Below are 25,177 nucleotides of genomic sequence, written 5' to 3'. Positions count from 1 at the left end.
CATGTACGACCTGATTCCGGCGCCCTCACGTGTGGGGGGCGAAGGTCGCTGCGGTTTCTTCCTGGACCGGTCCACCACGCTCACTGCGGGGCCGGGCACCGAGGGCACCGAGCGCTGGCTCCGAGCGACCCTCGGCGCGGCGTTCGGCCTGGGGCTCACCCCGGGAGCCGTGGGCGCCGACGGCGCCGCGAGCGCCCCGAACACGGTGGAACTGCGCATCGACCCCTCCGTCGAGCCCGAGGGCTACCGGCTGGTGACCGTGCCCGCCTGGGGCGTACGCATCACCGGAGGCAGCGCGGCCGGGGTGTTCTGGGGGGCGCAGACGCTCCGTCAGCTCCTCGGTCCCGAGGCCTTCCGCCGTGCACCCGTGGGCGACGGCGGGCCCAGGGGCCTGGCCGCCATGGACATCGAGGACGGCCCCCGCTTCGGCTGGCGCGGGATGATGCTCGACGTGGCGCGCCACTTCACGCCCAAGGAGGGCGTGCTGCGCGTGCTCGACCTGCTGGCCGCCCACAAGCTGAACGTTTTCCACTTCCACCTCACCGACGACCAGGGCTGGCGCGTCGAGATCGAACGCCACCCCCGGCTCACGGAGGTCGGTTCCTGGCGTGCGCGCACCAGGTACGGCCACCGTGACTCCGAGCTCTGGGACGAGACACCGCACGGTGGCTTCTACACGAAGGACGACATCCGCGAGATCGTCGCCTACGCCGCCGAACGGCACATCAGGGTGGTCCCCGAGGTCGACATCCCGGGGCACTCGCAGGCGGCCGTCAGCGCGTATCCGGAGCTGGGCAACCGCGACGTCGTCGACACCTCCGCACTGTCCGTGTGGGACAGCTGGGGCGTCAGTCCGAACGTACTCGCACCCACCGACGGCACCCTGCGGTTCTTCGAAGGGGTCTTCGAGGAACTCCTCGAACTGTTCCCCGCGGACACCTCGCCCTTCTTCCACATCGGCGGTGACGAGTGCCCCAAGGACCAGTGGAGGCAGTCCCCGGCGGCGCAGGCGCGCATCGCCGAACTCGGCCTGGCGGACGAGGACGAGCTCCAGTCCTGGTTCATCCGCCACTTCGACCGGTGGTTCAGGGACCGTGGCCGCCGGCTCATCGGCTGGGACGAGATCCTGGAGGGGGGTCTGGCCGAGGGGGCGGCCGTGACGTCGTGGCGCGGTTACGGGGGCGGCATCGCCGCCGCCGAGGCAGGCCACGACGTGGTGATGTGCCCGCTGCAGCAGGTGTACCTGGACTACCGTCAGGCGGACGGCCCGGACGAGCCGATGCCCATCGCGTACGTCCGCACCCTGGAGGACGTCTACCGCTTCGAGCCCGTGCCCCCGGGCCTCTCCGAGGAGGCGGCCCGGCATGTGATGGGGACCCAGGCCAACGTCTGGACCGAGGTCATGCAGAACCAGGACCGCGTCGACTACCAGGTCTTCCCCCGTCTCGCCGCCTTCGCCGAGGTCGCCTGGTCCCGCCTCCCGGCCCCGGGCGAACGGGACTTCGCGGACTTCGAGCGCCGGATGACGGCGCACTACGCCCGGCTCGACGCCCTGGGCGTCGCCTACCGGCCGCCCACGGGGCCGAAGCCGTGGCAACGGCGTCCCGGCGTCCCGGGTCGCCCGATCGAGGGACCGCCGCCGAGCGCGTGACCGGTGTTCCGGGGTCCGGCCAGGGGAAGCGGATAAGTCGTACGAATCTCCTGAAGAGTGGCAATTCGCATGTGTGGCGAAAGGGCTGCCAAAGGCCGCTTTTCCCCTGGTCCGGGACGGAAGCATCCTTCGTGGACCCTCGCGACGGCCGACCCCGAAGATGTGCCAGAGTTGCCACGTCCCGGCCGTGAGCACGTACCGTACGGCGGACAGGCGGGACTGCCGGGACACCGGGAAGGGGCAGCTGGGTTGACCACGCACGCACCGCGGACGATGCGGTCGGTGATGCTGCCGGCCTCGCTCGACGAGGCCGTGGCGGCTCTCCGCGCCATGCCCGCAGCCGTACCGGTGGCCGGCGGCACGGACCTCATGTCGGCGGTCAACAAGGGCCTGCTGCGGCCCTCCGGGCTGGTCGGCCTCGGCCGGATCAGCGAGCTGCGCGGCTGGCACTACCAGGACGGCCACGCGCTGCTCGGCGCCGGCCTCACCCACGCGCGCATGGGGCGCCCCGACTTCGCCGCCCTCATCCCCGCGCTGGCCGCCTCCGCGCGGGCCGCGGGCCCGCCCCAGATCCGTAACGCCGGCACCCTCGGCGGCAACATCGCCGGCGCGGCCCCGACGGGGGACACCCTGCCGGTCCTGGCCGCCCTGGAGGCCGAGCTCGTCATCGCCGGCGCCGACGGGGCGCGGCGTGAGATCCCCGTCTCGCACCTGCTGGCGGGACGCGAGATGCTGGAGCCCGCCGAGCTGATCGGTTTCGTCCGCGTGCCGCTCCTGCACGCGCCGCAGGTCTTCCTCAAGGCGACCGGGCGTACCGGCCCCGGCCGTGCCACCGCCTCCGTCGCGATCGTCCTGGACCCGGCCCGGCGCGGGGTGCGGTGCGCGGTCGGCGCGATCGCGCCGATGCCGCTGCGGCCCCTGGAGGCGGAACGCTGGATCGCCTCACTGATCGACTGGGACGGGGAGCGCGGCCTGGCCCCCGACGCGCTGGCCGCCTTCGGCGAGTACGTCGCGGCCGCCTGCATCCCGGACCAGGCATCACCGGACGACGGCGGGGAGGCTCCTCCGCTGTCGCCCGCCGTACTGCACCTGCGGCGCACCGTCGCCGCGCTCGCCCGACGCGCACTGGGGAGGGCACTGTCGTGACCAACGAGGAGAACCCCGGGCAGCGGCACGGGGAGTCCGACCCGTACGCCGGCTGGGAGCCGACCCCGCAGGGCGGTGAGTACGACGCCGAGGCGACCGCCTTCGTCCATCTGCCCCCGGAGGACCTCGCCGACCTCGGGAACGACCCGCTGGCCGCACCCGGGCACAGCTACGTACCGCCGATGATCCTTCCGCTGACCCCGGCCGCCGGCCTCGACCCGGCGGCAACGGGCAGCTGGGTGGTGCAGACGCAGAGCCAGCAGGAGCGGGCCGCCGCGCACCGGCCGGAGGCCGCTCCCGAGGCGGTCCACTGGCCGGACCCGAACCAGCCGCAGGACCCGTACCAGCAGCCGTACGCGGACACCGCGCAGTACGAGCGGACCTCGTCCACCACCGCCCAGTGGCACTTCACCGAGGCCGTACCGCCGGAGCCCGAGCCCGAGCCGGTGCCCGAACCGGCGGGACACACCGGTGAGTGGACGATCCCGGTGGCCGACGGCGACCTCCCCGACGAGTCCGGCGAGTTCTCCGCCTCGGCGATGGCGGCCTGGTACACGGAGGCGCCCCCCGCCACGCTGCCGGGCGGAGCCACCGCTCCCTGGGCGACTCAGCAGCCGCCGGCCGGCGCCGACGAGGCCCCCGCCGGGCCCCCTGCCACCGCTTCGGGCGCCGAGGACGCACTCGAAGCCCCGGGACATGGCGAGCAGTCCCACCACGTCGCGCCGGAGCCGGGTCCGGAGGCGCCGGACGAGGCCGACGGCGTCGTTGCTCCCGACGGCGTCTCCTCCGGCGGTGCTCCCTCCGACGGCGATCTCCCCGACGGAGCCGGGACGGAACCGGGCCGCGAGGCACGGGCCCCTGAGGCGCCGGCCCCTGAGGAGACCGCACCGGAGGAGGCCGCACCTGAGGTGTCCGCCGAGCAGGGACCGGCCGCCGAGGAGGCCGAACGGGAGGCCGGCGCGGCCGGACAGCCCGGTGCCGACGCCGGGCAGCTCCCCGGTCCCGCGGACGAGCCCGCCCCGTCCGCCCTCCCGGGCGGCCCCAGCGAGCACCCCTCCGCCTCGTACGTCCTGCACGTCAACGGCGTGGACCGGCCCGTGAGCGACGCCTGGATCGGCGAGTCGCTGCTCTACGTGCTCCGCGAGCGCCTCGGCCTCGCCGGGGCCAAGGACGGCTGCTCGCAGGGCGAGTGCGGCGCCTGCAACGTCCAGGTCGACGGGCGTCTCGTGGCGTCCTGCCTGGTCCCCGCCGCCACGACCGCCGGCAGCGAGGTCCGCACCGTCGAGGGTCTCGCGGTCGACGGCGAACCGTCCGACGTCCAGCGGGCCCTGGCCGAGTGCGGAGCCGTCCAGTGCGGATTCTGCATCCCCGGCATGGCCATGACCGTGCACGACCTTCTGGAGGGCAACCACGCTCCCAGCGAGCTGGAGACCCGCCAGGCCCTGTGCGGCAACCTCTGCCGGTGCACCGGCTACCGGGGCGTGCTCGACGCCGTACGCGACGTCGTGGCGAGCCGGGAGGCGACCGCGGAGGCGGCGGCCACCACCGCCACCGACGACGCCGAGCCGCGCATCCCGCACCAGGCAGCCCCGGGCGCGGGCAGCGCCCAGGCCCACGAGGGAGACGTCCGGTGAACACCGCGCCGTCCCCCGCACGACCGGTCATCCCCACCAGAAGCCGCCGCGCAGCGAATGACAAGGAGGCGGCGTGACCAGCGACGCAGCCACCGCGACCAGCACCCCCCGCACGACGGCGCCGCCCGAGGGCACCGGCCCGGACCAGGAACCGCCCGCGCTCGGACTGGGCACCTCGCTGCCGCCCGCCGACGCCCGGGCCAAGACCGAGGGCACCTTCCCCTACGCCGCCGACCTGTGGGCCGAGGGGCTGCTGTGGGCCGCGGTGCTGCGCTCCCCACACCCGCACGCGCGGATCCGGTCCATCGACACGACGGGTGCCGCGGGCATGCCCGGGGTCCGCGCCGTGGTCACCCACGAGGACATCCCCGGCGACGGCTCGTACGGCCGCAGCATCGTCGACCGCCCGGTGTTCGCCTCCGAGCTCGTACGCCACCACGGCGAGGCCATCGCCGCGGTCGCAGCCGACCACCCCGACACCGCCCGGCTGGCGGCCGCCGCGATCACCGTCGACTACGAGGTCCTCGAACCGGTCACCGACCCCGAGAAGGCGTTCGCCGCGGAACCCCTGCACCCCGACGGCAACCTGATCCGCCACATCCCGCTCCGCTACGGCGACCCGGACACCGTCGGCGAGGTCATCGTCGAGGGCCTCTACCGCATCGGCCGCCAGGACCCCGCCCCGATCGGCGCCGAGGCCGGGCTCGCCGTACCCCGGCCCGACGGAGGCGTCGAGCTCTACACCGCCTCCACCGACCCGCACACCGACCGGGATCTGGCCGCCGCCTGCTTCGGCCTGGACCCCGAACGGGTCAAGGTCGTCGTCACCGGTGTCCCCGGAGCGACGGGCGACCGCGAGGACCCGGGCTTCCAGATCCCGCTGGGCCTCCTCGCCCTGCGCACCGGCTGCCCCGTCAAACTGGCGGCCACCCGCGAGGAGTCCTTCCTGGGGCACGCCCACCGGCACCCCACCCTGCTGCGCTACCGCCACCACGCGGACGCCGACGGCAGACTGGTCAAGGTCGAGGCACAGATCCTGCTCGACGCGGGCGCCTACGCCGACGCCTCGTCCGAATCCCTCGCAGCGGCCGTGGCCTTCGCCTGCGGCCCGTACGTCGTCCCGCACGCCTTCATCGAGGGCTGGGCCGTCCGCACCAACAACCCGCCCTCCGGGCACGTACGGGGCGAGGGCGCCCTGCAGGTCTGCGCCGCGTACGAGGGCCAGATGGACAAGCTCGCGGCCAAGCTCGGCATCGACCCGCTCGAACTCCGGGAGCGCAACGCCCTCGCCACGGGCGACATACTCCCCACCGGCCAGACCGTCACCTGCCCCGCGCCCGTCGCCGAACTCCTCGGCGCACTGCGCGACTTCCCCCTCCCGGTGCTCCCCAAGGACGCCCCGGAGGACGAGTGGCTGCTCCCCGGCGGCCCGGAGGGCGCGGGGGAGCCGGGTGCCGTCCGCAGGGGGGTGGGCTACGCCCTGGGCATGGTCCACATGCTCGGAGCGGAGGGCGCCGACGAGGTCTCCACGGCCACGGTCCGCGTCCACGACGGTGTCGCCACCGTCATCTGCGCCGCCGTCGAGACGGGCCAGGGGTTCACCACGCTCGCCCGCCAGATCGTCCAGGAGACCCTGGGCGTCGAGGAGGTGCACGTGGCGGCGGTCGACAGCGACCAGCCGCCCGCCGGCGCGGCCACGCACGGACGCCACACCTGGGTCTCGGGCGGTGCGATCGAGCGTGCCGCGAAGATGGTCCGCACCCAGCTCCTCCAGCCTCTGGCCCACAAGTTCGGGATGTCCACGGAGCTCCTCCAGATCGCCGACGGCAAGATCACCTCGTACGACGGGGTGCTCTCGACGACGGTCACGGAGGCGATGGACGGCAAGGAGCTCTGGGCCACCGCCCAGTGCCGCCCGCACCCCACCGAGCCCCTGGACGAGGCGGGCCAGGGCGACGCCTTCGTGGGCCTCGCGTTCTGCGCGGTCCGCGCGGTCGTCGACGTGGACATCGAGCTCGGTTCCGTCCGGGTGGTCGAGATGGCCGTCGCCCAGGACGTGGGCCGTGTCCTCAACCCCGCCCAGCTGGCGACCCGTATCGAGGCGGGCGTCACCCAGGGCATCGGCGCGGCCCTGACGGAGAACCTCCGTACCGCCCGCGGGATCATCCGCCACCCGGACCTCACCGGGTACGCCCTGCCGACGGCGCTGGACGCGCCGGACATCCGGATCGTCAAGCTGGTCGAGGAGCGTGACGTGGTCGCTCCCTTCGGCGCGAAGGCGGCCTCGGCGGTCCCGGTGGTCACCTCTCCGGCGGCCGTGGCCTCGGCGGTACGCGCCGCCACGGGCCGCCCCGTCAACCGCCTCCCGATCCGGCCGCAGGCAGCGGTGGCGGCGGCCAGGTCGTAACACCTCACATGTGGCTGTGAGCCACGCGTGCACCAGGGGGGATCGGGTCCCGGGACACGGGACCCGACCGCCGGGCCTTCCCTCGTCGCGAGCCTCCGCAACCTGACGCGCGTCCCTGAGCGACGGGGCTGGACGGCTGGGCCCCGACCGGCGCGGTGGTGGGGAACGCGGCGGCTGTGACGAACAAGAGGACGACACCCCCGCGCACCCGCACCCCCGTGCACCCGCGCGGTCCGGCCGTCCGCCGATCGCGGGCGCCGCACGCCTTGCCGACACCCCCCCACGCGCACCGGCACACCGGCACAAGCCGGTCGGCCGGGGAACCCGTGACGGACCCTTCGAAGTGAACGGCGGCGTCCGGTGGAGACGCCGTGACAGGATGCCGACGTTTCACCGGACGGCGGGCTGCAGTCAACTCAAGGGGGAAATGCGGAAGATGAAGATATTCCGGCGACGGGGAGTCTCGCAGGACCGGGATCGTACCGAGAGGGCGATCCAGGAGTACGGGACGGCCTACGAACGAGGGCTCGCCGCCGAGCAGAGCCAGGGGCCGGCACAGGCGCTCGCCGAGTTCGCGCGGGCGCTGGACGCCCTGGACCGTCTCGACGCAGCCTCACCGGACCTGCCTGAGCTTCCCCAGGCCAGGGCGGGGCTGCTCTACGCCATGGGACGGGCCAGGGCTGATGCCGGAGACATGACCGGTGCCGTCGCATCCCTGGACCAGGCCGAGGAGCTGTACCAGCGGATGGAGTCGGATCAGCTCGCCGCCCGGAAGGAGGGTGAGCAGCGGGGTGACCGGCAGGAGACGGGTCCCGTTCCCGCGGTCCTGCTGACGGCCGACGTCCGGCTGCGAAGGGCCCGGACATATGCCGAGTGGGACCGTCCCTTCAGTGCCCTCAGCGATCTGGACATGTCGATCGGCGGGTACATGCGGGCGGGAGCCTTCACTCCCCTCTCGGACCGATCCGGGGACGCCGCCCGCATCCTCGCGGTGGGGGCGAGGATCCAACTGCGGGTAGGGGACCACGAACTGGCTCTGGAATGCGGCCAGGAGTCCCTCGCCCGATACCAGGAGATGGGCCGGATCGGCCCGGAAGCGATCCCGTACGCGATCGGTCTCGCCGCACCCGTCGTCTCCATGCTGGAGGCGGCGCGTGGGCAGTGGGACGCGGCCCTGGCGGTGGACGGCGTGATTCTGGAGGCCGCGGAACTCGGCGGGGCCGGAAGTCCCGGGGCTCATGCCCGGATCGGAGTCCACCTGAGAGAGGCCGGGCGTGACGCGGAGGCGGCCGGACATCTGGCCATGGCCGCCCGTGGGTCGCATGATCGGATCGCGGAGATGGAGCGGGAGTTCGCTTCGGTGCTTGCGCCGAGTCTGCGGGAGGCACTGCTGGAGGCGGAGCGTACGGAGTCCACCAGACTCGCAGGCGGAGGTCGGGCCGCCGTCCTGGATCCGATGGAGATCCGGACGCTGCGACTTTCCCTCTGCGGCGGGGACGGAACCAGGTTCTCGGCCACCGGACGGATGAACGTGGTCAACGCGGTTCCACGTCAGGTCACTTCGCTCGCCCGGATCGGCCACCAGCTGATCGCATCCGACCGCCTTCCCGCGGCACTGCGCGCATTCTGGGAGGCGCTGCTCCTCTGCGATGCCGCCCACCGCTGGACCACCCTGAACACCGGCGACTCCACCGTGATCGTGCCGCTGCGCGAGGCCGAGGAGAGCGCCCTGGCCGGAGCGGCCGTTCTCGTCGACATGCTGGAACGAGCCGGAGACCCGATGAGCGACGCGCTCACCGCCGACCTGGGGAACGCCAGGGAACGCCTGGGCTGGCCGGCGCACTGAGCGAGCTCCAAGGCCACCGACGGCCCCGCCTTCACCGTCACCCCTCCGCCTGGACCGCATCCGTGGCGGGCGCGGCCACGGGCTGACCGCGTGCGTGGTCAGTGGCAGCACGGGCCCGCTGGATCCCTCAGCAGGCGCCGTCGTCGACGGTGGCGGTCAGCTCGTACTCCGGGATGGAGTTGCTGCTGCCATCCGCGCCCGCGCCCGGGACGAAGACTCCGCCCTCCGCGGAGGCATTCTCCGTTACGTGCATGCAGACGGTGGTGTCGCTCCCGTCCGCCGCTATCTCGTAGTCCTGCCCCTCGCCGGCCCGTTCCACGGAAATCCTGTACGACGGACCCTGGTCCTCGCCGGCCGTTCCGACGGCCGCCTCGATGAGCGAGGTGTAGCCGTCCGTCGGGTCGCGGCGGATCTGGGTGTCGGTGGCCAGGGACTCGGCCGCGTCCTCGGCGGCCTCCCGGACCTCGCTCGCACTCCAGGTCGCCTGGTCGATGCTCGCCTGGACCGAGCAGCCACCGAAGACGAAGATCCCGGCAACCCCGAACGCGACGACCCGCCCCACCGCGAGTGCGCCGTCCGACGGCTGTCGCGGTGCGTGAGGACGGGCCTGCCAGTAGAGCCGGTAGGGGCCGACCAGCGCGATGACGAGGAACACGGCGGCTATGACGAACAAGAGGACGACGACGGCCATTGGGTGAACTCCCGTGATCCCGCGACAGGGCAAGGTGGCAGAGTATGCCTCTACACCCACGGCATATCAGGCCGACGGTCCCGGACGCCCCGCAGGCGCGGTTCTCCCGGCTCTCACCGCGCGGCGAGGTCACTCACAGGCCGTCGACTGCTCGACGGCCTTGGTGTAGTCGGTGGTCAGGCTCTTCATGGCGGCTTGGTCGTCGATACCGGAGTCCAAGACCTGGATGATCGTGAAGAGAGCCATCTCCGGGTGTTCCGACGACGTGCACGACTGGACCTTGCCCACACCCGCCTTTCCGGCGTAAACGAATCGGTAGTCGTCGGTCGTCGCCCCGCCGTCCGTGCCGTCGTACGCTGCCGCGACGGCCATTGCCGTCTCTGTCCTGTTCCACCATGTCTGGGCCAGGCGCAGGGCCTTCCTGCCGTCCACGGACACGTCGCAGCGAGTCGTCCCGCCGTTCGGCCGGGAGGGTGCCGAGGAGAGGGCATCTCCGCCCGGCAGCACGGCCTTCACCTGTGCGGGATCGACGTCGACCCCGCACAGCGACGTGGGCACGGTGTAGGCCTTCTTGGGCTGGTCGTCGCCGGAGCACGCCGACAGGCCGGCGGCGAGGACGACGACTGCCGACAGGGAAGCGGCAGTGCCGATGGACCGGTGACGCCGGAGAGTTGAACGGGCAGACAACGTGAAAAGCCTTTCTGGATTCGAACAGAGATGACGCGGCGGGCGTTGTGCCCGGAATGTCGGTCAGATTTCCGTCCGCAAGTGTGGCGCCATGAAAGTGGCGTTGACACCCGCGGCCTGAAACCCCTCGTGAGCGCGTGCGCGCGCCTTCTCGTCGGAGCTGTTGTCCATCAGGTCGTCACGGTTGTGCGCCTTCGCCGCGTTCTCCACAGCCTTCTCGGTGTACGCCGCGTTCTGATCAAGACCGCTCTCCCACTTCTCACCGATGACAGCGCCCGCGTCGTCCTTGGCATGGCCCTCGACGTCCTTGAAGAGGGCTTCGAGGACCATGCTGCTCGCCGTCCCCGCCACACCGCCGGCCACCGCACCGCCGACCGGGCTGGCGATGAACGAAGTGCCGACGCCGATGCCGGTGCCAATGCCCCCCGAGATGGCGTTCTTCCACTGTCCCACGGACTGATCGAATTTCTTGTCGGCCTCTTCGGCGGGGCCGGCGACCGCCTCCTGACGGCCGATGGCCAGAGTGCCGGACACCTCGCCCGACCCGAAAGCAATCTGATCGACGGCGAACTGCGTGTCATTGGAGTACCGCTGGTCGGCCGGCAGGTCCGGGTTCATGTGGTAGTCCATGAGGTTCGCCATGTACTGCTTGTTGGCCACCTCCACTGCGGCATACCCCTCGGGGTTCTGACCGACAGTCACCAACAGGGCCGTCACGTCACGATGGTTGAGCGTCGCGGAGCTGCCGGCGACGGGGAACAGCCTGTTGGTGTCCTCGTCCTGGTCGTCGGTCATGGCCCGGTTGATGTCAGGCAGGTACTCCGAGGTGATCTGCCCGATGCTGTCGGACATGTAGTTGTACTTCGTGAGCCGTTCGTTGTCGTCCGAGACGGAGGCCACGAGCGACTCGAACAGCTTGGTCTGCCCCTCGTTGTGCGCGGGTGTGTCTGCCGTCGGCAGCTCGCCCGCAGGGTGCCCGGTGGTGGCGGCCTCCAAGGCGAGAGCGAGATTGTTGCGGCCGGTGATGTCGTCGTCGCCCTTGAGGTTTGTCTCCTGCGGCCACTCCCGCTCCTCGAAGAGGTACTGGAAGTTGGAGAGCGGGACCTTCCCGTTCTTGCCGTTGCCGTCCGTGTCGCGCTCGAAGGGGGAGTCGTCCTTGGAGACGTACTCCTCGTTGAAGAAGTCGGTCGCCGCGTCCGGACTGTTGGACAGACCCTTGAGGTAGCCGGTCAGCGGGTCGTCCCCGCTGTCGTCACCGATCCTGTTGAGCCACGGGTCCATGCCCATGTGCTGCCACGCCATGTTTGCGTGCTCGCCGTTGCCCGTGAGCTTGCGTTCCGTCTCCATGAGCTTGGTGCCGTAGCTCTTGAGGAACTGGTCGTCGTAGTCGCCGGTGCGCATCAGGTTGCTCATGACCTGGAAGCCCATGGGCCCGCCGCCGTCCCGCCCGATGGGCTGCTCTCCGAGCTTGATCATGTTGCCCTTCCAGCTCGTCATGTCGGCGGAGTCGCTCTGCGTGGCGGTGGCGAGCGTCATCCCGAGATTGCGCTGGAGGTCGTCGAACTTGTCGACCCGTTCCTGGCCGAGGGAGGGGTTCATGGCGGGGTCGTTGATGCCCTGCCAGAACTCGAGGGTCTTCTTGGGGCCGAGCTGCGTGGCGAACCGCTCGGAGAACAGCGGATCGTCCTTGTACTTCTCCAGGCCGTTGTTGATCCTGTCGAAGTCGGCGGGCGTGAGGTCCTCGGGATTCTTCGCCGCGATCTTGGCGAGGTCCTCAGCCGCCTGGACTGCTTCCGCCGCGGAGTCGCGGTCCTTGTAGTCGGCGTCCGAGAAGCCCATTCTGGCCTGGTCGGCTATTGCGGTCAGCACCTTGCTCGCCGACTCGTCACTCTCCGAGGCGTTCTTGAGGATCGCCTGCACCTCGTCGCGCAGCGCGGTGACATCGCTCTCGCTGTGGTCCGGCACGGTGGTGCCCCGGGCCGCCCGGTCCGGGTGGATGTTCATGGTGACGGTGAAACCGCCGCCGCCCGTGCTGGTGACGGTCAGATTCTTCTTCTGACCCCGGCTGATGGCGGCCTCGAGATCCTTCTTGTACTGGCGCAGCTCGTCCCGGGTGTCGGTGAGGATCTTGTGAATGGTGTCGGCCTGTGTGTGGGCGTCTCCGAACTCGCCAGCTGTCTTGCCGACGAATTCCTTGGTGACCTGGGCGTTCAGACCGGTCCAGTCGGCCGAGTTGGCGGCCTTGTGCAGCCCGTCCTCGGCCTGCCTCTTCAGTTCGACGAGGTGCCGTACGAGCAGGCCCCAGTCCGAGACCGCCTCGTCCAGCGTGGTGAAGTTGGCGAAGCGCAGCGCGTTGAGATCCATGAGGTGTCGTTTCTCCTGTATGACTCTGTGGCCGCGCCGTTACTTCTTCGGCTCGTACGCCGGGTTCTTCTCGCCCGGCTCGCCGACCCGTTCGTCGAATCCGGCATCCAGGGCATCGATGCTGCTCACCGCCCGATGGATGTAGGCCTCGTCACCGGCGTGCACCTTCTTGGTGACCTGCATGTGGTTGGAGATGTGGGCACAGGCGTCCATGAGCGACTTCAGCTGCTCGTCCCACCGGGTCGACACGTGCTTGAGCCCGCCGCCCAGCGCGAAGCCCTGACCGCTCAGGTCACCGGCGGCCTTGTCGCTGCTGGGAACGGCCACCCGGGCCTTGTTCCAGAGGTCGTTGTAGAGGCCGTGCGCCTGGCTGCCGATCTTCACCAGATCGCTGTGCCCCACCTTGAGGTCACCCGTTTGTCCCGGCAGAGTCGCAGAGCCCCCGCCTCCGGGGTCGAGCTGGTTCAACTGCATACCGGTCGACCGCCGATCGGCGGCCTGCGTCTTCAGTTGCTCCCACTCGTCCCATGCCATGGGTAACCCTTCCCCCGCCTGCTCGTCCTGCGCCCGCGTGCCCCGGTGGGCGTCCAGGCTTGCAGACCAAGCTAGCAACCTGTCAGGGCGTCTACTTGGGCGGAGTCCGAACCAGGAGCACTGGTGTGGGCATCTTGTGGAGAACTCGGCGGAATCGTCGGGGTGGGGTCGAACGGCCCCGCATGCGGTCCGTTCACGGCACCGGCCCATCGGGGCCGGATACGTCCGTACGATCCTCAGCGGGCAACAGAGCCGGACAACCGACGGGAGACTACTCATGCAATGGCCGGCCCGACAGGAATTCGACCGTGTCGCCGGACGGCAACAGGGCTGGGGGGCGGGCCTGATGGCGGTGTCCGCAGCCCTGTTCCTCTGGCTGGGTTACTTGCTGATGATCCCGTTCACCGTGCACGACTACCAGGACGAAATCGCCTGTGAGGCACCGGTGTTCTACGACAGCGAGAGCAGCTCGTACAGCCAGGGGGCGGGGAAGCTGTGCAGCGCCGAGCGAGACTGGCCGGAGCTCCTCGGACTCGGATTTCTTGCCGTGCCGCCCGCTGTCGCGGGTGCGGCATTGTTCACCAGCGGGAGCGCACGCAAGCGGGCGAGTTCCCATGTCTTCCGAATCCTCGAGATGCAGGAGTCTCAGGAGCGCGCCCGGCAGAAGGCCCAGCCGAAACCCTGAGTGCGGGGTGGGGGCCCGAGTGTGAGGCACACCGCGCTTGGAGCCGGGGGAGCTGGTCGGTGCGGCCGCGGGGACGAAGACGACGGCCGCCCCCGCAGCATGGGGGCGGCCGTCGCCTTTCGGGTTCTCCCGCGTGGAGGCCGTGACCGGATTCGAACCGGTGTAACTCGAGTTGCAGTCGAGCCCCTGAGCCTCTCGGGCACACGGCCGTGCGTTGATCTGCTCCCGACCGTACGGGCCCCGGTCGAGCCGGCCAAGGGGTGCGGGCGTGCGGCAACGTGACTGCCATGCCGCGTTCATGAAACAGCGGACGGGCCTACGTCGAAGGGACCAGCCGGATACCGCCCACCGACAGGGGTCACCCGGGGCCACGGCACTTACCCTGAATCCCATGTCTGCCCTGGAACCCCGTGACGCCGAGGTCACCGCCACCATCGTCGAGACCACCGTCGTGCAACCGGCGGAAGGCATCCTGGGCCGGACCCACCGGGCGCTCAGCATCGGGATCGTCTCCGTCGTGCTGCTCATCGCCTTCGAGGCGACCGCGGTCGGCACCGCGATGCCGGTGGCGGCCAGGGAACTGCACGGCATCCCGCTCTACGCCTTCGCCTTCTCCGCGTACTTCACCACCAGCCTCTTCGCCATGGTCCTCTCCGGGCAGTGGGCCGACCGGCGGGGCCCGCTCGCCCCCCTCGCCACGGGCATCGGCGCCTTCGGGGCCGGGCTGCTGCTCTCCGGCACGGCGGCGAACATGCTGGCGTTCATCCTGGGCCGCGCGGTCCAGGGCATCGGCGGCGGGCTCGTCATCGTGGCGTTGTACGTCGTCATCGGTCGGGCCTACCCGGAGCGGATCCGGCCCAGCATCATGGCCGCGTTCTCCGCGGCCTGGATCGTCCCCTCCGTCGTCGGGCCACTCGCTTCGGGAACCGTCACCGAGCACCTCGGCTGGCGCTGGGTCTTCGTCGGCATCCCGGTCCTGATCCTGCTGCCGCTGGGGCTGGCCCTGCCGGCGATCCGTCGCATGGCCGGCGGTCCCACGGACGCGGCGGCCGCCTCGGAGCCGTTCGACATGCGCCGCATCCGGCTCGCCCTCGGGATCTCGGCGGGCGCCGGGCTGCTCCAGTACGCGGGCCAGGAGCTGCGGTGGCTGTCCCTGGTCCCGGCGGCGGCCGGTGCCGCCCTGCTCGTACCGGCCGTACGCGGGCTGCTGCCCCGGGGCACCCTGCGGGCGGCGCGGGGGCTGCCCGCGGTGATCCTGCTGCGGGGCATCGCGGCCGGTTCCTTCATCGTCGCCGAGTCCTTCGTCCCGCTGATGCTCGTCACCCAGCGAGGGATGTCCCCGACGCTGGCCGGCCTCTCCCTGGCCGCCGGCGGACTCACCTGGGCCCTCGGCTCGTACGTCCTGGCCAGGCCCCGCCTGGAGCCCCACAAGGGGGCCCTCATGGTCGCCGGAATGGTCCTGGTGACGCTCGCGATCGTCGCCGCCCCGAGCGTGCTGATCGAGGCCGTCCCGGCGTGGACCCTGGCCGCGGTCTGGGCGGTCGGCTGCTTCGGGATGGGCATCGTGATCGCCTCCACGAGCGTGCTGCTGCTGAAGCTGTCGGCGCCGGAGGAGGCGGGAGCCAACTCCGCCTCCCTCCAGATCGCCGACGGGCTGTCCAACGTGCTGCTGCTCGCGGCGGGCGGTGCCGCCTTCGCCGCGCTCGGGGGCGGAGCGGTGGGCGCGGCCGCGCACGGGTCCACGAGTGCTGCCGGGGCCCACCCGGGGGCGTTCACCGTGGTGTTCCTGCCGATGGCCGCGGTGGCCGCCGTGGGCGTGTGGGTCGCCACCCGGGTGCGGACGAGCCCCTGAGGGGTACGGGGTCTGTGGCGAACCCCCGGCGGCCCCTCACCCCGGGGCCAGGCGGCTGAGCCCCTCCCACGCCCTGTAGTGCTCCTCCTGGGCCCGCCGCATCTCCATGACCTGGTCGAAGGACTGGCCGCCGACGATCAGCCGCCGGGGCGGGGCCGGCATGGACACCAGTTCCATGACGACCGGAGCGGCGGTCTCAGGGGCGGGGGAGGCGGCGTCACCCCACATGGCCTCCATCTCGGTACGCAGCGGCTGGTAGCGCTCCAGGGGTTCCGTCGCGGTGGTGCCCGTGGTGAAGAGGCCGGTGTCGTAGCCGCCCATCTGCAGGACGGTGACCTTGACGCCGAAGCGTTCCACCTCCATGGCCAGCGCCTCGCTGACCGAGTCCAGAGCCGCCTTGCCCGCGCCGTAGAAGCCGACGGTGGCCATGCCTCCGCCGCTGCCCATCGAGGTGACCTGGAGGAGGCGTCCGCCGTCCCGGGCGGTCCGCAGGTGGGGCAGGACCGCCTGCGCCACCCACACGGCGCCGAAGAAGTTCACATCCATGTGGGCCCGGATCTGCTCCTCGCCGGCCTCCTCCACCATGCCGTAGAGCATTCCGCCGGCGTTGTTGACGACCACGTCCAGCCCGCCGAACTCGGCTGCCGCGCGCTCCACCCCGTCGAACACCTGCCGGCGGTCGGAGACGTCCAGGGGCAGCGGGAGCAGATGGCCGGGATGTCTCTCGGCCAGTTCCTTCAGGGGCGTGACGTCGCGGGCGGCCGCCACCACCCGGTCACCGCCCGCCAGGGCGGCCTCGGCGAAGGCCCTGCCCAGGCCGCGGGACGCGCCGGTGATGAGCCAGACTCGTGCGTCGGTCACGTTATCTCACTCTCAGTAAAGGAGACGGTGCGTCTCGTTTTGAGAAGAGTAGGGCCTGGCCGACCGGTTGGCAATACGGTGCGTCTCGTTTCGGTAAGCTGTGCCCATGCTCACCGAGAAGGGGCCGGATCACTCCCGGCGCAAGGAACGGTCCCGGCAGGCGATCCTCACGGCGACCCGCGCCCTGGTCGCCGAGGAGACGTACGAGAAGGTCACGGTCGAGGGCATCGCCGCCCGCGCGGGCGTCGGCAAGCAGACGATCTACCGGAGGTGGCCGACGAAGAGCGCGGTCGTCTTCGCCGCCGTCCTGGAGCTGAGCGAGGACGCGGACACCTCCTCGCTCGCACTGCCCGACACCGGCGACGTCTCGGCCGACCTCAAGCTCGTCATGCGCGCGACGGTCGAGGAGTTCGGCGACCCGTCCTTCGACCGCCTGATCCGCGCCCTCAACACGGAGATCGCCAACGACGCGGAACTGGCGGCCGAGTACCGCGAGAAGCTGGACCGACCCCTGGAGGAAGCGAAGAAGGCACGCCTGCGCAGCGCCCAGCGGGCCGGTCAGCTCGCCCCCGACGCCGACCTGGACCTGGTCCTTGCGATGCTCTACGCGCCGCTCTTCCAGCGGTGGCTGCACCGCGGCGGCCCGCTGACCGCCGACTACGCCGACGCCCTCGTCGACGCCACGCTCAGGGCCTTCCGGCCCTGATCCGAGGACGGCCGAGGTGCCGTGCGGCGCCGGCCGCGCGCCCGCTGTGAGGCCGGTCTCAGCGCCACGGTGGCGCGGTCGGTCATAGCGGGTCCGGGCCCGCGCGCCGGTAGGGTGGCCCGGTTGTCGTATCGCGTGCGGGCCCGTTCCGGTCCGTACGGCCAGCGCCCCCACGTACCCGAGTGCCCCGAACCGGAGACCGTGACTACTACCGCCTCCCACCACCTCTCACCCGCCTTTCCCGGCCGCGCCCCCTGGGGCACGGCCGGCAAGCTGCGAGCCTGGCAGCAGGGCGCGATGGACAGGTACATCCAGGACCAGCCGCGCGACTTCCTCGCCGTCGCCACCCCCGGCGCGGGGAAGACCACCTTCGCGCTGACCCTCGCCTCATGGCTGCTGCACCACCACGTGGTGCAGCAGGTCACCGTCGTGGCGCCCACCGAGCACCTCAAGAAGCAGTGGGCGGAGGCGGCCGCCCGCATAGGGATCAAGCTCGACCCCGACTACAGCGCCGGACCGCTCAGCAAGGAGTACCACGGGGTCGCGGTCACCTACGCCGGTGTCGGCGTACGCCCGATGCTGCACCGAAACCGCTGCGAGCAGCGCAAGACGCTGGTGATCCTCGACGAGATCCACCACGCCGGTGACTCCAAGTCCTGGGGCGAGGCATGCCAGGAGGCCTTCGACCCCGCCACCAGGCGCCTCGCGCTCACCGGTACGCCGTTCCGGTCCGACACCAACCCGATCCCCTTCGTCGCGTACGAGGAGGGCAACGACGGCATCCGCCGCTCCTCGGCCGACTACACCTACGGCTACGGCAACGCCCTCGCCGACGGCGTGGTCCGCCCGGTGATCTTCCTCAGCTACAGCGGCAACATGCGCTGGCGCACCAAGGCCGGGGACGAGATCGCCGCACGGCTCGGCGAGCCGATGACCAAGGACGCCATCGGGCAGGCCTGGCGTACCGCTCTCTCGCCCACCGGTGACTGGATCCCCAACGTGCTGGCCGCCGCCGACAAGCGGCTGACCGAGGTCCGCAAGGGCATCCCGGACGCGGGCGGGCTGGTCATCGCCACCGACCAGGAGTCGGCGCGCGCCTACGCCAAGATCCTCAAGTCGGTGACCGGCGAGAAGCCGACCGTGGTCCTCTCCGACGAGAAGGCCGCGTCCAAGAACATCGACGCCTTCAGCCACGACACCTCGCGCTGGATGGTCGCGGTCCGCATGGTGTCGGAGGGCGTCGACGTCCCGCGCCTAGCGGTCGGCGTGTACGCCACGACGATCTCCACGCCCCTCTTCTTCGCCCAGGCCGTCGGGCGATTCGTGCGCTCACGCAGGCGCGGCGAGACCGCGTCGGTGTTCCTGCCGACCATCCCGATGCTGCTCGACTTCGCCAACGAGATGGAGGTCGAGCGCGACCACGTCCTCGACAAGCCGAAGAAGGGCAGCGACGAGGAGAACCCCTTCGCCGAGGAGGACCAGCTCCTCGCCGACGCCGAGAAGCTCGAGGACGAGGAGACCGAGGACCAACTGCCCTTCGAGGCGCTGGAATCCGACGCCGTGTTCGACCGGGTGCTCTACGACGGCGCCGAGTTCGGCATGCAGGCCCACCCGGGCAGCGAGGAGGAGCAGGACTACCTCGGCATCCCGGGCCTCCTCGAACCCGACCAGGTGCAGCTGCTGCTCCAGAAGCGGCAGACCCGGCAGATCGCCCACAGCAGGCAGAAGCCCGCCGAGGAGGCCGACCTGCTGGAGAAGCCGGCCGAGGGGCGGCCCGTCGTCACCCACAAGAAGCTGCTGGAACTGCGCAAGCAGCTCAACACCATGGTGTCGGCGTACACCCACCAGAGCGGCAAGCCGCACGGGGTGATCCACAACGAACTGCGCCGGGTGTGCGGCGGCCCGCCGAGCGCGGAGGCGACGGCCGGGCAGATCCAGGACCGGATCAAGAAGGTCCAGGAGTGGGCCACCCGGATGCGGTGAGCCCGGGACCCGGTGCGGGACGGCATGAGGCCGTCCCGCACCGGATCCGGGGTGTCATCCGGAGAGAGCGTCGGGTACCTCCGTGGGCAGCTTCGCCTGTGCGGCGCAGCCGAGTTCGTCCGCCAGGGCGCGGGACGCCGCAGTGAGGACGGTGATCTGGTCCTTGTCCGTACCGTCGGGGGCGACCTGGCTTTTCGTCACGGTGAGTCCTGCCCTTATGTGCGGAGTGGTCTTCTCCCATTCACGGTCACCCTCCCCGTGAGCCGGGCCCTGCCGCTCGGTCGTACGACAGCCGTACATCAAGCGGAGTGAGGCGGGCCCGGCGTCGGGCGGTGGACGGCGATTCTGGCTCATTCGATGCGGTGTCCGCCTGGGTGTGCGCCATGCCGAGGGCGTGCGCTCCGAGGTGCGGGTCCCGGGCGCGCACGCGGTGTTCAAGGGCGCGTGTGCAGGAGGCGGGCGCCCCGGGGTGAAGATTTTTCTCGATACTTTTCACGCTGGGTTAACAACGGTTCACCCGCGTTGTACGGAGCGTTGCCTGGAGTCGCGTGACGTGAACGCGCGTAGATGTCCGGGTTCCGAACGGTCTTCCGCTGACCGGGGGTTATTCGGGGCGAGCGCGCGGCGGGACCGGATTCTGGACGAGGGCTTCCGCTGAGCGGACCCTCTCGCTAATCTCCCCGAAACATGAACGCCCCGTGGCAATGTGGCCGCGGAGCGCAGCCGGTGCCATGGCCAGTCGGCGGCCTCTCGGTGCGTCGCGCCGTGGGACCGGCGCCGACGGACCCCGTAGAGACAACCGCCCCGCTTCACCACGAGGGAGAGGGCGTCGTGACCGCGGAGACTTCCCAGACGCTCGACAGAGGACTGCGTGTCCTCAAGCTGCTCGCCGATACCGATCACGGCCTGACCGTCACCGAGTTGTCCAACAAACTCGGGGTCAACCGCACCGTCGTCTACCGCCTGCTGGCCACCCTGGAACAGCACGCCCTCGTCCGGCGTGACCTGGGCGGCCGGGCGCGCGTGGGGCTCGGCGTCCTGCGGTTGGGCCGGCAGGTGCATCCCCTCGTCCGGGAGGCCGCGCTGCCCGCGCTGCGCTCCCTGGCCGAGGACATAGGGGCCACCGCCCACCTCACACTCGTCGACGGAGCGGAAGCGCTCGCCGTCGCCGTGGTCGAGCCGACCTGGACGGACTACCACGTGGCCTACCGGGCCGGCTTCCGCCACTCACTGGACCGGGGCGCCGCGGGCCGGGCGATCCTCACCGCCCGGCAGAAGACGGTCGACCACCCCGGCTACACCCTCACCCAGGGCGAGCTCGAAGCCGGCGCCTGCGGGGCGGCCGCCCCGCTCGTCGGGGTGTCGGGGGTGGAGGGCAGCGTGGGCGTCGTCATGCTCGCCGACGCCGTGCCGGAACGGGTGGGGCCCCGGGTCCTCGACGCAGCCCGTGAGGTCGCCGACGCGCTGCGTTAGAGCCTCCGGGCCGGGACCGCCCGTACGACCGGGGCGGTCCTGGCCGGGGCACGCCGGCGGTTAGATTGGGCGGGTGGCCATTCGTCTCTCCCGCCCCCGCGTCCTCGCTCTCTGCGCGCTGCCCGTCCTCGGGCTGCTCGCCGCGGCCGTCCTCGCGCCGCTGCCCTTCACCGTGGCGCAGCCGGGTACCACGGCGGACGTGCTCGGCGACGACAAGGGCAAGCCGGTCATCACGATCAAGGGCGCCCCGACCCGCCCCACCGACGGAGAGCTGCGGATGACGACCATCCTGGCGACGAGTCCCACGGCCGACGTCGGGATCGGGGACATCGTCGACAGCTGGTTCCGTACGGACCGCGCCGTCATGCCGCGGGACTCGGTCTATCCGACCGGCGGCTCCGAGACGGAGATCGAACAGCACAACCTCCAGGACATGGAGAAGTCGCAGAACGCGGCCGTCGACGCAGCGCTGGAGTACCTGGACCGGAAGCCCGGCTCCGTGGACGTCACCCTCCACCTCGCCGACGTCGGCGGGCCCAGCGCGGGACTCTTCTTCTCCCTCGGCATCATCGACAAGCTGGACGGCAACGGCTCCGGCGGCGACCTGACCGGCGGCCGCACCGTAGCCGGGACAGGCACCATCGACGCCGACGGTACGGTCGGCGCGGTCGGCGGGGTCTCCCTCAAGACGCAGGCCGCCCGCCGCGACGGCGCCACCGTCTTCCTCGTGCCGAAGGCCGAGTGCAGGCAGGCCGAGGCCGAGCGCCCCGACGGCCTGCGGCTCATCCCCGTCACGACACTGAAGAGCGCGGTGTCCTCGCTGCGCGCCCTGGACGAGGGCGGCAAGGTCCCGAGCTGCTGACATGACCGGGGCCCGCACCGCGCGTACTGCGCGGTGCGGGCCCCGGCGAGGGCCGTTCTGCGGTGCGGTCAGTTCTCCTGGATGAATCCTTCCTGCACCAGCCAGTCCAGGGCGACCTCGTGCGGGTCCTCCCCGTCCACGTCCACCTTGGAGTTGAGCTCCTGGGCGAGCGGGGTGGTGAGCTTCTTCGTCACCGGGGCCAGCAGCGAGGCGATCTCGGGGTACTTCTCCAGCGTCGCCGTGTGGATCAGGGGAGAGGCGTTGTAGTTGGGGAAGAACTGCTTGTCGTCCTCCAGGACGTCGAGGTTCATCGCCTTGATCCGGCCGTCCGTCGTGTACACCTCGCCCAGCAGGCAGCCGCCCGAGTTCACCTGGGTGTAGATGATCCCCGCGTCCATCTTCTTGATGTTCGCCGCCGGAAGCTTCATCCCGTAGTGCTTCTGCATGCCGGGAAGCCCGTCGTCACGCGAGGCGAACTCGTTCTCCACGCAGACCGTCACGGCCTTGGGGTCCTTCTTCGCGAGCGCGGCGACGTCGGACAGGTTCTTCAGGTGGTACTTGGCGTTGTTCTTCTTGCTGATCGTGAGGGCGTACGTGTTGTCGAGCGTGGACGGCGGCAGCCAGGTCACCCCGTTGCCCAGGTCCTCGTCACGCACCGCCTTCCACTGCTCCTGCGGGTCGACGATCGGCTTGGCGTGGCCCAGGTAGGTGATCCACGCCGTGCCCGTGTAGTCGTACAGCGCGTCGGCGTCGCCCTTGACCACCGCCTCGCGCGCACTGATCGACCCCGGCAGGTTCGTCCGGTCCAGTACCTCCGCGCCGGCCGCCTTGAAGACCAGCCCCATGATCTGGCCGAGGACGATGTTCTCGCTGAAGTTCTTCGAGGTCACCGTCAGCGAGGCACCCTTGAGGGGCTGCCCCTTGCCGATGGATCCCGGTTCCACTTCGTCCACCATCGGTGAACCGCTCTTCAGCCCGCACCCCGTGAGCAGGAGGGCGAGCGCGGCCGCCGATGCGAGGCCCGTTCGTATCCTCATGCTTCCTCCAGCCCGCGCGGCGTCAGCCACAGTTCGACCAGCGAGGCCAGCCAGTCCACCAGCAGTGCCAGCACCACCGTCAGCACGGATCCGAGGATCAGCACGGGCATGCGCTGCGTCTGGATCCCCGAGGTGATGAGGTCGCCGAGTCCGCCGCCACCGCCGAAGGTGGCAAGCGTCGCCGTGCCCACGTTGAGTACGAGCGCCGTACGGACACCGGCCAGGATCAGCGGTACCGCGAGCGGCAGCTCGACCCTGGTGAGGGTGCCCATCGGCGACATGCCGATGCCCTTGGACGCCTCCACGAGCGTCGGCTCGATGGCGTTCAGGCCCGCGACCGTGTTGGAGAGCACGGGCAGGACGGCGTAGATCACCATGCCGGTGATGGCCGTCGACGGGCCGATGCCCAGCCAGATCACCAGCAGGGCCAGCAGACCGATCGCGGGAGTGGCCTGGCCGATGTTGGCGAAGGCGGTGACGACCGGGGCTGCCCTCCTGATCCCGCGGCGGGTCAGCGCGATGCCCAGCGGGATCGCGATGACCAGCACCCAGAAGGTGGAGATCGCGGTCAGCCTGACGTGCTGCCACCAGCGGACCTGCACGTTGTCACCGGCCAGTGAGTTCTCCGCGATCGAGTCGAGCTCGACGTTGGAGATCCACAGGTAGGTGACCACGAGCACGACCGCGCAGACGGCCGGGACCACGACGAGCTTCTTCCAGGTGATGCGCCGGGCCGGCGCGGGATGCGAGACGGGCTCGCTCTCCTCGTCGCGGAAGACCTTGCCCCCCACCTCGTGTTCGCCGGGCGGGCGCTCCCCCTTGGGGGGAGCCTGATGACTGGGGGTCACAGTCCGCCGTCACCCCCTTCCAGCTCCTGCTCCGTCCGGTGGGAGCGCAGCTCCTCCAGGTCGTGCTCGTGCTCCATCGCCGCGAGGCGGTCCGCCTCCAGGAGCTCCTGCACCGAGTTCATCAGGGTCTGCATGTCGACGACGCCGATGAACTCCCCGCGCCGCCCCGTCACCGCGACCCGGCCGCCGCTGTCGGTCAGCACCGCCTCCAGCGCGTCGTGGAGCGTCGCGTCCCGGGTCACCGTGTCGTGCACCAGCTGCCCGGCACGGGCCAGTGAGCCCTTGGCCCGGCTCAGGTCGCCGCGCCGCAGCCACTTGTAGGGGCGGTTGTTGCGGTCCAGCATCAGCAGTTCGTTGTGCTGGCCGGCCCGCAGCTTGTTGAAGATCGACTGGAGCGGGTCCTCGACGGTCACCGTGGGGAACTCGGCGATGCCGACGTCCCGTACCCGGGTGAGGTTGAGCCGCTTCAGGGCCGCGCCCGCACCGACGAAACCGGAGACGAAGTCGTCCGTCGGGTTGGTGAGGATGGCCTCGGGGGTGTCGAACTGCGCGATGTGGGACCGCTCCCGGAGCACCGCGATACGGTCGCCGAGCTTGATGGCCTCGTCGAAGTCGTGGGTGACGAAGACGATCGTCTTGTGCAGCTCGTGCTGAAGACGGATCAGTTCGTCCTGGAGGTGGTCACGGGTGATCGGGTCGACGGCGCCGAACGGCTCGTCCATGAGCAGCACCGGCGGGTCCGCTGCCAGGGCCCGTGCCACACCGACGCGCTGCTGCTGGCCTCCGGAGAGCTGGCGAGGGTAGCGGCCGTGGAACTCCCGGGGGTCGAGCCCGACCAGGTCGAGCATCTCCTCGACGCGGTCCTTCACCCCGGACTTCGACCAGCCGGTCATCTTCGGCACGAGCGCGATGTTCTCGGCGACCGTCATGTGCGGGAAGAGACCCGAGGACTGGATCGCGTAGCCGATCTTCCGGCGGAGCTTCACCGGATCCATGTCGGTGACGTCCTCGTCGTTGATCCTGATCCGCCCGGAGGTCGGCTCGATCAGCCGGTTGATCATCTTCAGGGTGGTGGACTTCCCGCAGCCCGAAGGACCGACGAGGATCACCGTCTCACCGGCCTTGATGTCCATGGACACGTCGTCCACGGCGGGGGAGGGGCTGCCGGGGTAGGACTTGCTGAGGTTCTCCAGCTGGATGGTGGCGCCGGAGGTGGTGGCCGGGCGGGCCGGGGTGGAATCCGCCTGCGCGGTGACGGTCTCAGGCACGGATCCCCCTAGGGATGGTGAGCCGCCCGAGCAGTACGTACGCGGCGTCGAAGAGCAGGGCGAGAATGACGATGCCGATCGTGCCGGCGAGGACCTGGTTGATGGCGTTGGCGCTTCCGAGTGAGGCGAGGCCGCGGAAGATCTCGTTGCCGAGTCCGGGGCCCGAGGCGTAGGCGGCGATGGCGGCGATGCCCATCAGCATCTGGGTGGAGACCCGGATGCCGGTGAGGATGGGCGGCCATGCGAGGGGCAGTTCGACTTTCAGCAGCCGACGGGTCCGGGACATGCCGATGCCCTTCGCCGCGTCGACGAGGGCGGGGTCGACCCCGCGCAGCCCGACGATGCAGTTGCGGACGATGGGCAGCAGCCCGTAGAGGGTCAGGATGATCACGGTGGGCGGGACCCCCAGACCGACCAGGGGGATCAGCAGACCGATCGCGGCGAGCGACGGAATGGTGAGGATCGCCGAGGTCGACGTGATCGCGAGCGACCCGCCCCAGTTGCTGCGGTAGCTGACCACACCGATCAGCACGCCGAGAAGGGTGGCGATGACCATGCACTGGAAGACGGCGCTGGCGTGCTGATACGTGTCGGTGAGCAGTTGCTGGTGGCGGGTGCCCAAATACTCCCAGAAGTTCACAT

The 25,177-nt window shown here is 70.8% G+C and carries 21 protein-coding genes and 1 tRNA gene; 11 read left to right on the top strand and 11 right to left on the bottom strand.

Going from position 1 to position 25,177, the window contains the following annotated elements:
* Position 1 precedes the first annotated feature (1 nt).
* The 5 genes from ACFXOA_RS17125 to ACFXOA_RS17105 all read left to right on the top strand — a co-directional run bounded on the left by ACFXOA_RS17125 (position 2) and on the right by ACFXOA_RS17105 (position 8,684).
* A complete protein-coding gene (locus tag ACFXOA_RS17125; protein ID WP_385028330.1) occupies positions 2–1,651 on the top strand; it encodes a beta-N-acetylhexosaminidase in 1,650 nt (549 codons plus the stop codon).
* A 249-nt stretch (positions 1,652–1,900) separates the two neighbouring features.
* On the top strand, positions 1,901–2,797 hold the full coding sequence (locus ACFXOA_RS17120) for an FAD binding domain-containing protein (RefSeq protein WP_385028328.1): 897 nt from the start codon (positions 1,901–1,903) through the stop codon (positions 2,795–2,797).
* Positions 2,794–4,431, top strand: a complete 1,638-nt coding sequence (locus ACFXOA_RS17115) for a 2Fe-2S iron-sulfur cluster-binding protein (RefSeq protein WP_385028325.1) — start codon at positions 2,794–2,796, stop codon at positions 4,429–4,431. The genes ACFXOA_RS17120 and ACFXOA_RS17115 overlap by 4 nt, the downstream gene beginning before the upstream one ends.
* A gap of 73 nt (positions 4,432–4,504) precedes the next feature.
* Positions 4,505–6,838 carry a xanthine dehydrogenase family protein molybdopterin-binding subunit gene (locus tag ACFXOA_RS17110; RefSeq protein WP_385028322.1) on the top strand — a complete coding sequence of 778 codons (2,334 nt, stop codon included), beginning with the start codon at positions 4,505–4,507 and terminating at the stop codon, positions 6,836–6,838.
* A 436-nt stretch (positions 6,839–7,274) separates the two neighbouring features.
* Positions 7,275–8,684 (top strand): hypothetical protein, encoded by a 1,410-nt coding sequence (locus tag ACFXOA_RS17105; protein ID WP_385028319.1) that lies wholly within the window; start codon positions 7,275–7,277, stop codon positions 8,682–8,684.
* Positions 8,685–8,811: 127 nt separating this feature from the next.
* On the opposite strand, the gene ACFXOA_RS17100 is transcribed toward ACFXOA_RS17105, so the two are convergent.
* From ACFXOA_RS17100 to ACFXOA_RS17085, 4 genes are all read right to left on the bottom strand, one after another.
* Entirely contained in the window at positions 8,812–9,375 is a 564-nt protein-coding gene (locus ACFXOA_RS17100) for a hypothetical protein (RefSeq protein ID WP_385028316.1), read from the bottom strand.
* Between the two features lie 129 nt (positions 9,376–9,504).
* Positions 9,505–10,062 (bottom strand): hypothetical protein, encoded by a 558-nt coding sequence (locus tag ACFXOA_RS17095; protein WP_385028314.1) that lies wholly within the window; start codon positions 10,060–10,062, stop codon positions 9,505–9,507.
* Between the two features lie 63 nt (positions 10,063–10,125).
* Positions 10,126–12,426: a hypothetical protein gene (locus tag ACFXOA_RS17090; protein WP_385028311.1), complete on the bottom strand. Its 2,301-nt coding sequence runs from the start codon at positions 12,424–12,426 to the stop codon at positions 10,126–10,128.
* A gap of 39 nt (positions 12,427–12,465) precedes the next feature.
* Positions 12,466–12,960, bottom strand: a complete 495-nt coding sequence (locus ACFXOA_RS17085) for a hypothetical protein (protein WP_385028308.1) — start codon at positions 12,958–12,960, stop codon at positions 12,466–12,468.
* 277 nt (positions 12,961–13,237) lie between these two features.
* On the opposite strand from ACFXOA_RS17085, the gene ACFXOA_RS17080 reads away from it, so the two are divergent.
* A complete protein-coding gene (locus ACFXOA_RS17080; RefSeq protein ID WP_385028306.1) occupies positions 13,238–13,645 on the top strand; it encodes a hypothetical protein in 408 nt (135 codons plus the stop codon).
* Positions 13,646–13,779: 134 nt separating this feature from the next.
* On the opposite strand, the gene ACFXOA_RS17075 is transcribed toward ACFXOA_RS17080, so the two are convergent.
* Positions 13,780–13,854 (bottom strand) — tRNA-Cys (locus tag ACFXOA_RS17075).
* A gap of 182 nt (positions 13,855–14,036) precedes the next feature.
* Between ACFXOA_RS17075 and ACFXOA_RS17070 the strand changes: the two genes are divergently transcribed.
* Positions 14,037–15,497: an MFS transporter gene (locus ACFXOA_RS17070; RefSeq protein ID WP_385028303.1), complete on the top strand. Its 1,461-nt coding sequence runs from the start codon at positions 14,037–14,039 to the stop codon at positions 15,495–15,497.
* Between the two features lie 36 nt (positions 15,498–15,533).
* On the opposite strand, the gene ACFXOA_RS17065 is transcribed toward ACFXOA_RS17070, so the two are convergent.
* The gene (locus ACFXOA_RS17065) at positions 15,534–16,358 is read right to left on the bottom strand and encodes an SDR family NAD(P)-dependent oxidoreductase (protein WP_385028300.1); all 825 of its coding nucleotides are present in this window, start codon (positions 16,356–16,358) and stop codon (positions 15,534–15,536) included.
* Positions 16,359–16,464: 106 nt separating this feature from the next.
* Between ACFXOA_RS17065 and ACFXOA_RS17060 the strand changes: the two genes are divergently transcribed.
* Together ACFXOA_RS17060 and ACFXOA_RS17055 are read left to right on the top strand one after the other, a co-directional pair.
* Complete coding sequence (locus ACFXOA_RS17060; RefSeq protein WP_385028297.1) at positions 16,465–17,064, top strand: TetR/AcrR family transcriptional regulator; 600 nt, start codon at positions 16,465–16,467, stop codon at positions 17,062–17,064.
* A 201-nt stretch (positions 17,065–17,265) separates the two neighbouring features.
* Positions 17,266–19,047 (top strand): DEAD/DEAH box helicase, encoded by a 1,782-nt coding sequence (locus ACFXOA_RS17055; protein WP_362546749.1) that lies wholly within the window; start codon positions 17,266–17,268, stop codon positions 19,045–19,047.
* Positions 19,048–19,101: 54 nt separating this feature from the next.
* Here the strand turns inward: ACFXOA_RS17055 and ACFXOA_RS17050 are convergent, their stop codons facing one another.
* Positions 19,102–19,248, bottom strand: coding sequence for a hypothetical protein (locus ACFXOA_RS17050; protein ID WP_385028294.1), 147 nt, complete (start codon positions 19,246–19,248; stop codon positions 19,102–19,104).
* Between the two features lie 630 nt (positions 19,249–19,878).
* Between ACFXOA_RS17050 and ACFXOA_RS17045 the strand changes: the two genes are divergently transcribed.
* Positions 19,879–20,520 (top strand): IclR family transcriptional regulator, encoded by a 642-nt coding sequence (locus ACFXOA_RS17045; protein ID WP_385028291.1) that lies wholly within the window; start codon positions 19,879–19,881, stop codon positions 20,518–20,520.
* A 73-nt stretch (positions 20,521–20,593) separates the two neighbouring features.
* Positions 20,594–21,382, top strand: coding sequence for a S16 family serine protease (locus tag ACFXOA_RS17040; RefSeq protein WP_385028288.1), 789 nt, complete (start codon positions 20,594–20,596; stop codon positions 21,380–21,382).
* 68 nt (positions 21,383–21,450) lie between these two features.
* On the opposite strand, the gene ACFXOA_RS17035 is transcribed toward ACFXOA_RS17040, so the two are convergent.
* Genes ACFXOA_RS17035 through ACFXOA_RS17020 form a run of 4 tightly spaced genes read right to left on the bottom strand, consistent with a single transcriptional unit; the run spans position 21,451 to position 25,175 of the window.
* The gene (locus ACFXOA_RS17035; protein ID WP_385028285.1) at positions 21,451–22,419 is read right to left on the bottom strand and encodes a glycine betaine ABC transporter substrate-binding protein; all 969 of its coding nucleotides are present in this window, start codon (positions 22,417–22,419) and stop codon (positions 21,451–21,453) included.
* Positions 22,416–23,267, bottom strand: coding sequence for an ABC transporter permease (locus tag ACFXOA_RS17030; protein WP_385028282.1), 852 nt, complete (start codon positions 23,265–23,267; stop codon positions 22,416–22,418). Before ACFXOA_RS17030 ends, ACFXOA_RS17035 begins: the two co-directional genes overlap by 4 nt.
* A complete protein-coding gene (locus tag ACFXOA_RS17025) occupies positions 23,264–24,535 on the bottom strand; it encodes a betaine/proline/choline family ABC transporter ATP-binding protein (RefSeq protein WP_385028279.1) in 1,272 nt (423 codons plus the stop codon). Before ACFXOA_RS17025 ends, ACFXOA_RS17030 begins: the two co-directional genes overlap by 4 nt.
* A complete protein-coding gene (locus ACFXOA_RS17020) occupies positions 24,528–25,175 on the bottom strand; it encodes an ABC transporter permease (protein WP_362546728.1) in 648 nt (215 codons plus the stop codon). Before ACFXOA_RS17020 ends, ACFXOA_RS17025 begins: the two co-directional genes overlap by 8 nt.
* Positions 25,176–25,177 lie beyond the last annotated feature (2 nt).

The sequence above is a fragment of the Streptomyces sp. NPDC059166 genome (assembly GCF_042755185.1).
GTDB lineage: Bacteria > Actinomycetota > Actinomycetes > Streptomycetales > Streptomycetaceae > Streptomyces.
The sequence above is the reverse complement of the archived record's forward strand: the minus strand, read 5'-3'. Positions and strand labels throughout refer to the sequence as shown.

Bases quoted from the DNA above. Each gene is read 5' to 3' on its own strand.
- ACFXOA_RS17090 (WP_385028311.1), bottom strand. From the start codon at position 12,426: ATGGATCTCAACGCGCTGCGCTTCGCCAACTTCACCACGCTGGACGAG.
- ACFXOA_RS17060 (WP_385028297.1), top strand. From the start codon at position 16,465: ATGCTCACCGAGAAGGGGCCGGATCACTCCCGGCGCAAGGAACGGTCC.
- ACFXOA_RS17035 (WP_385028285.1), bottom strand. From the start codon at position 22,419: ATGAGGATACGAACGGGCCTCGCATCGGCGGCCGCGCTCGCCCTCCTG.
- ACFXOA_RS17085 (WP_385028308.1), bottom strand. From the start codon at position 12,960: ATGGCATGGGACGAGTGGGAGCAACTGAAGACGCAGGCCGCCGATCGG.
- ACFXOA_RS17080 (WP_385028306.1), top strand. From the start codon at position 13,238: ATGCAATGGCCGGCCCGACAGGAATTCGACCGTGTCGCCGGACGGCAA.
- ACFXOA_RS17125 (WP_385028330.1), top strand. From the start codon at position 2: ATGTACGACCTGATTCCGGCGCCCTCACGTGTGGGGGGCGAAGGTCGC.
- ACFXOA_RS17100 (WP_385028316.1), bottom strand. From the start codon at position 9,375: ATGGCCGTCGTCGTCCTCTTGTTCGTCATAGCCGCCGTGTTCCTCGTC.
- ACFXOA_RS17105 (WP_385028319.1), top strand. From the start codon at position 7,275: ATGAAGATATTCCGGCGACGGGGAGTCTCGCAGGACCGGGATCGTACC.
- ACFXOA_RS17070 (WP_385028303.1), top strand. From the start codon at position 14,037: ATGTCTGCCCTGGAACCCCGTGACGCCGAGGTCACCGCCACCATCGTC.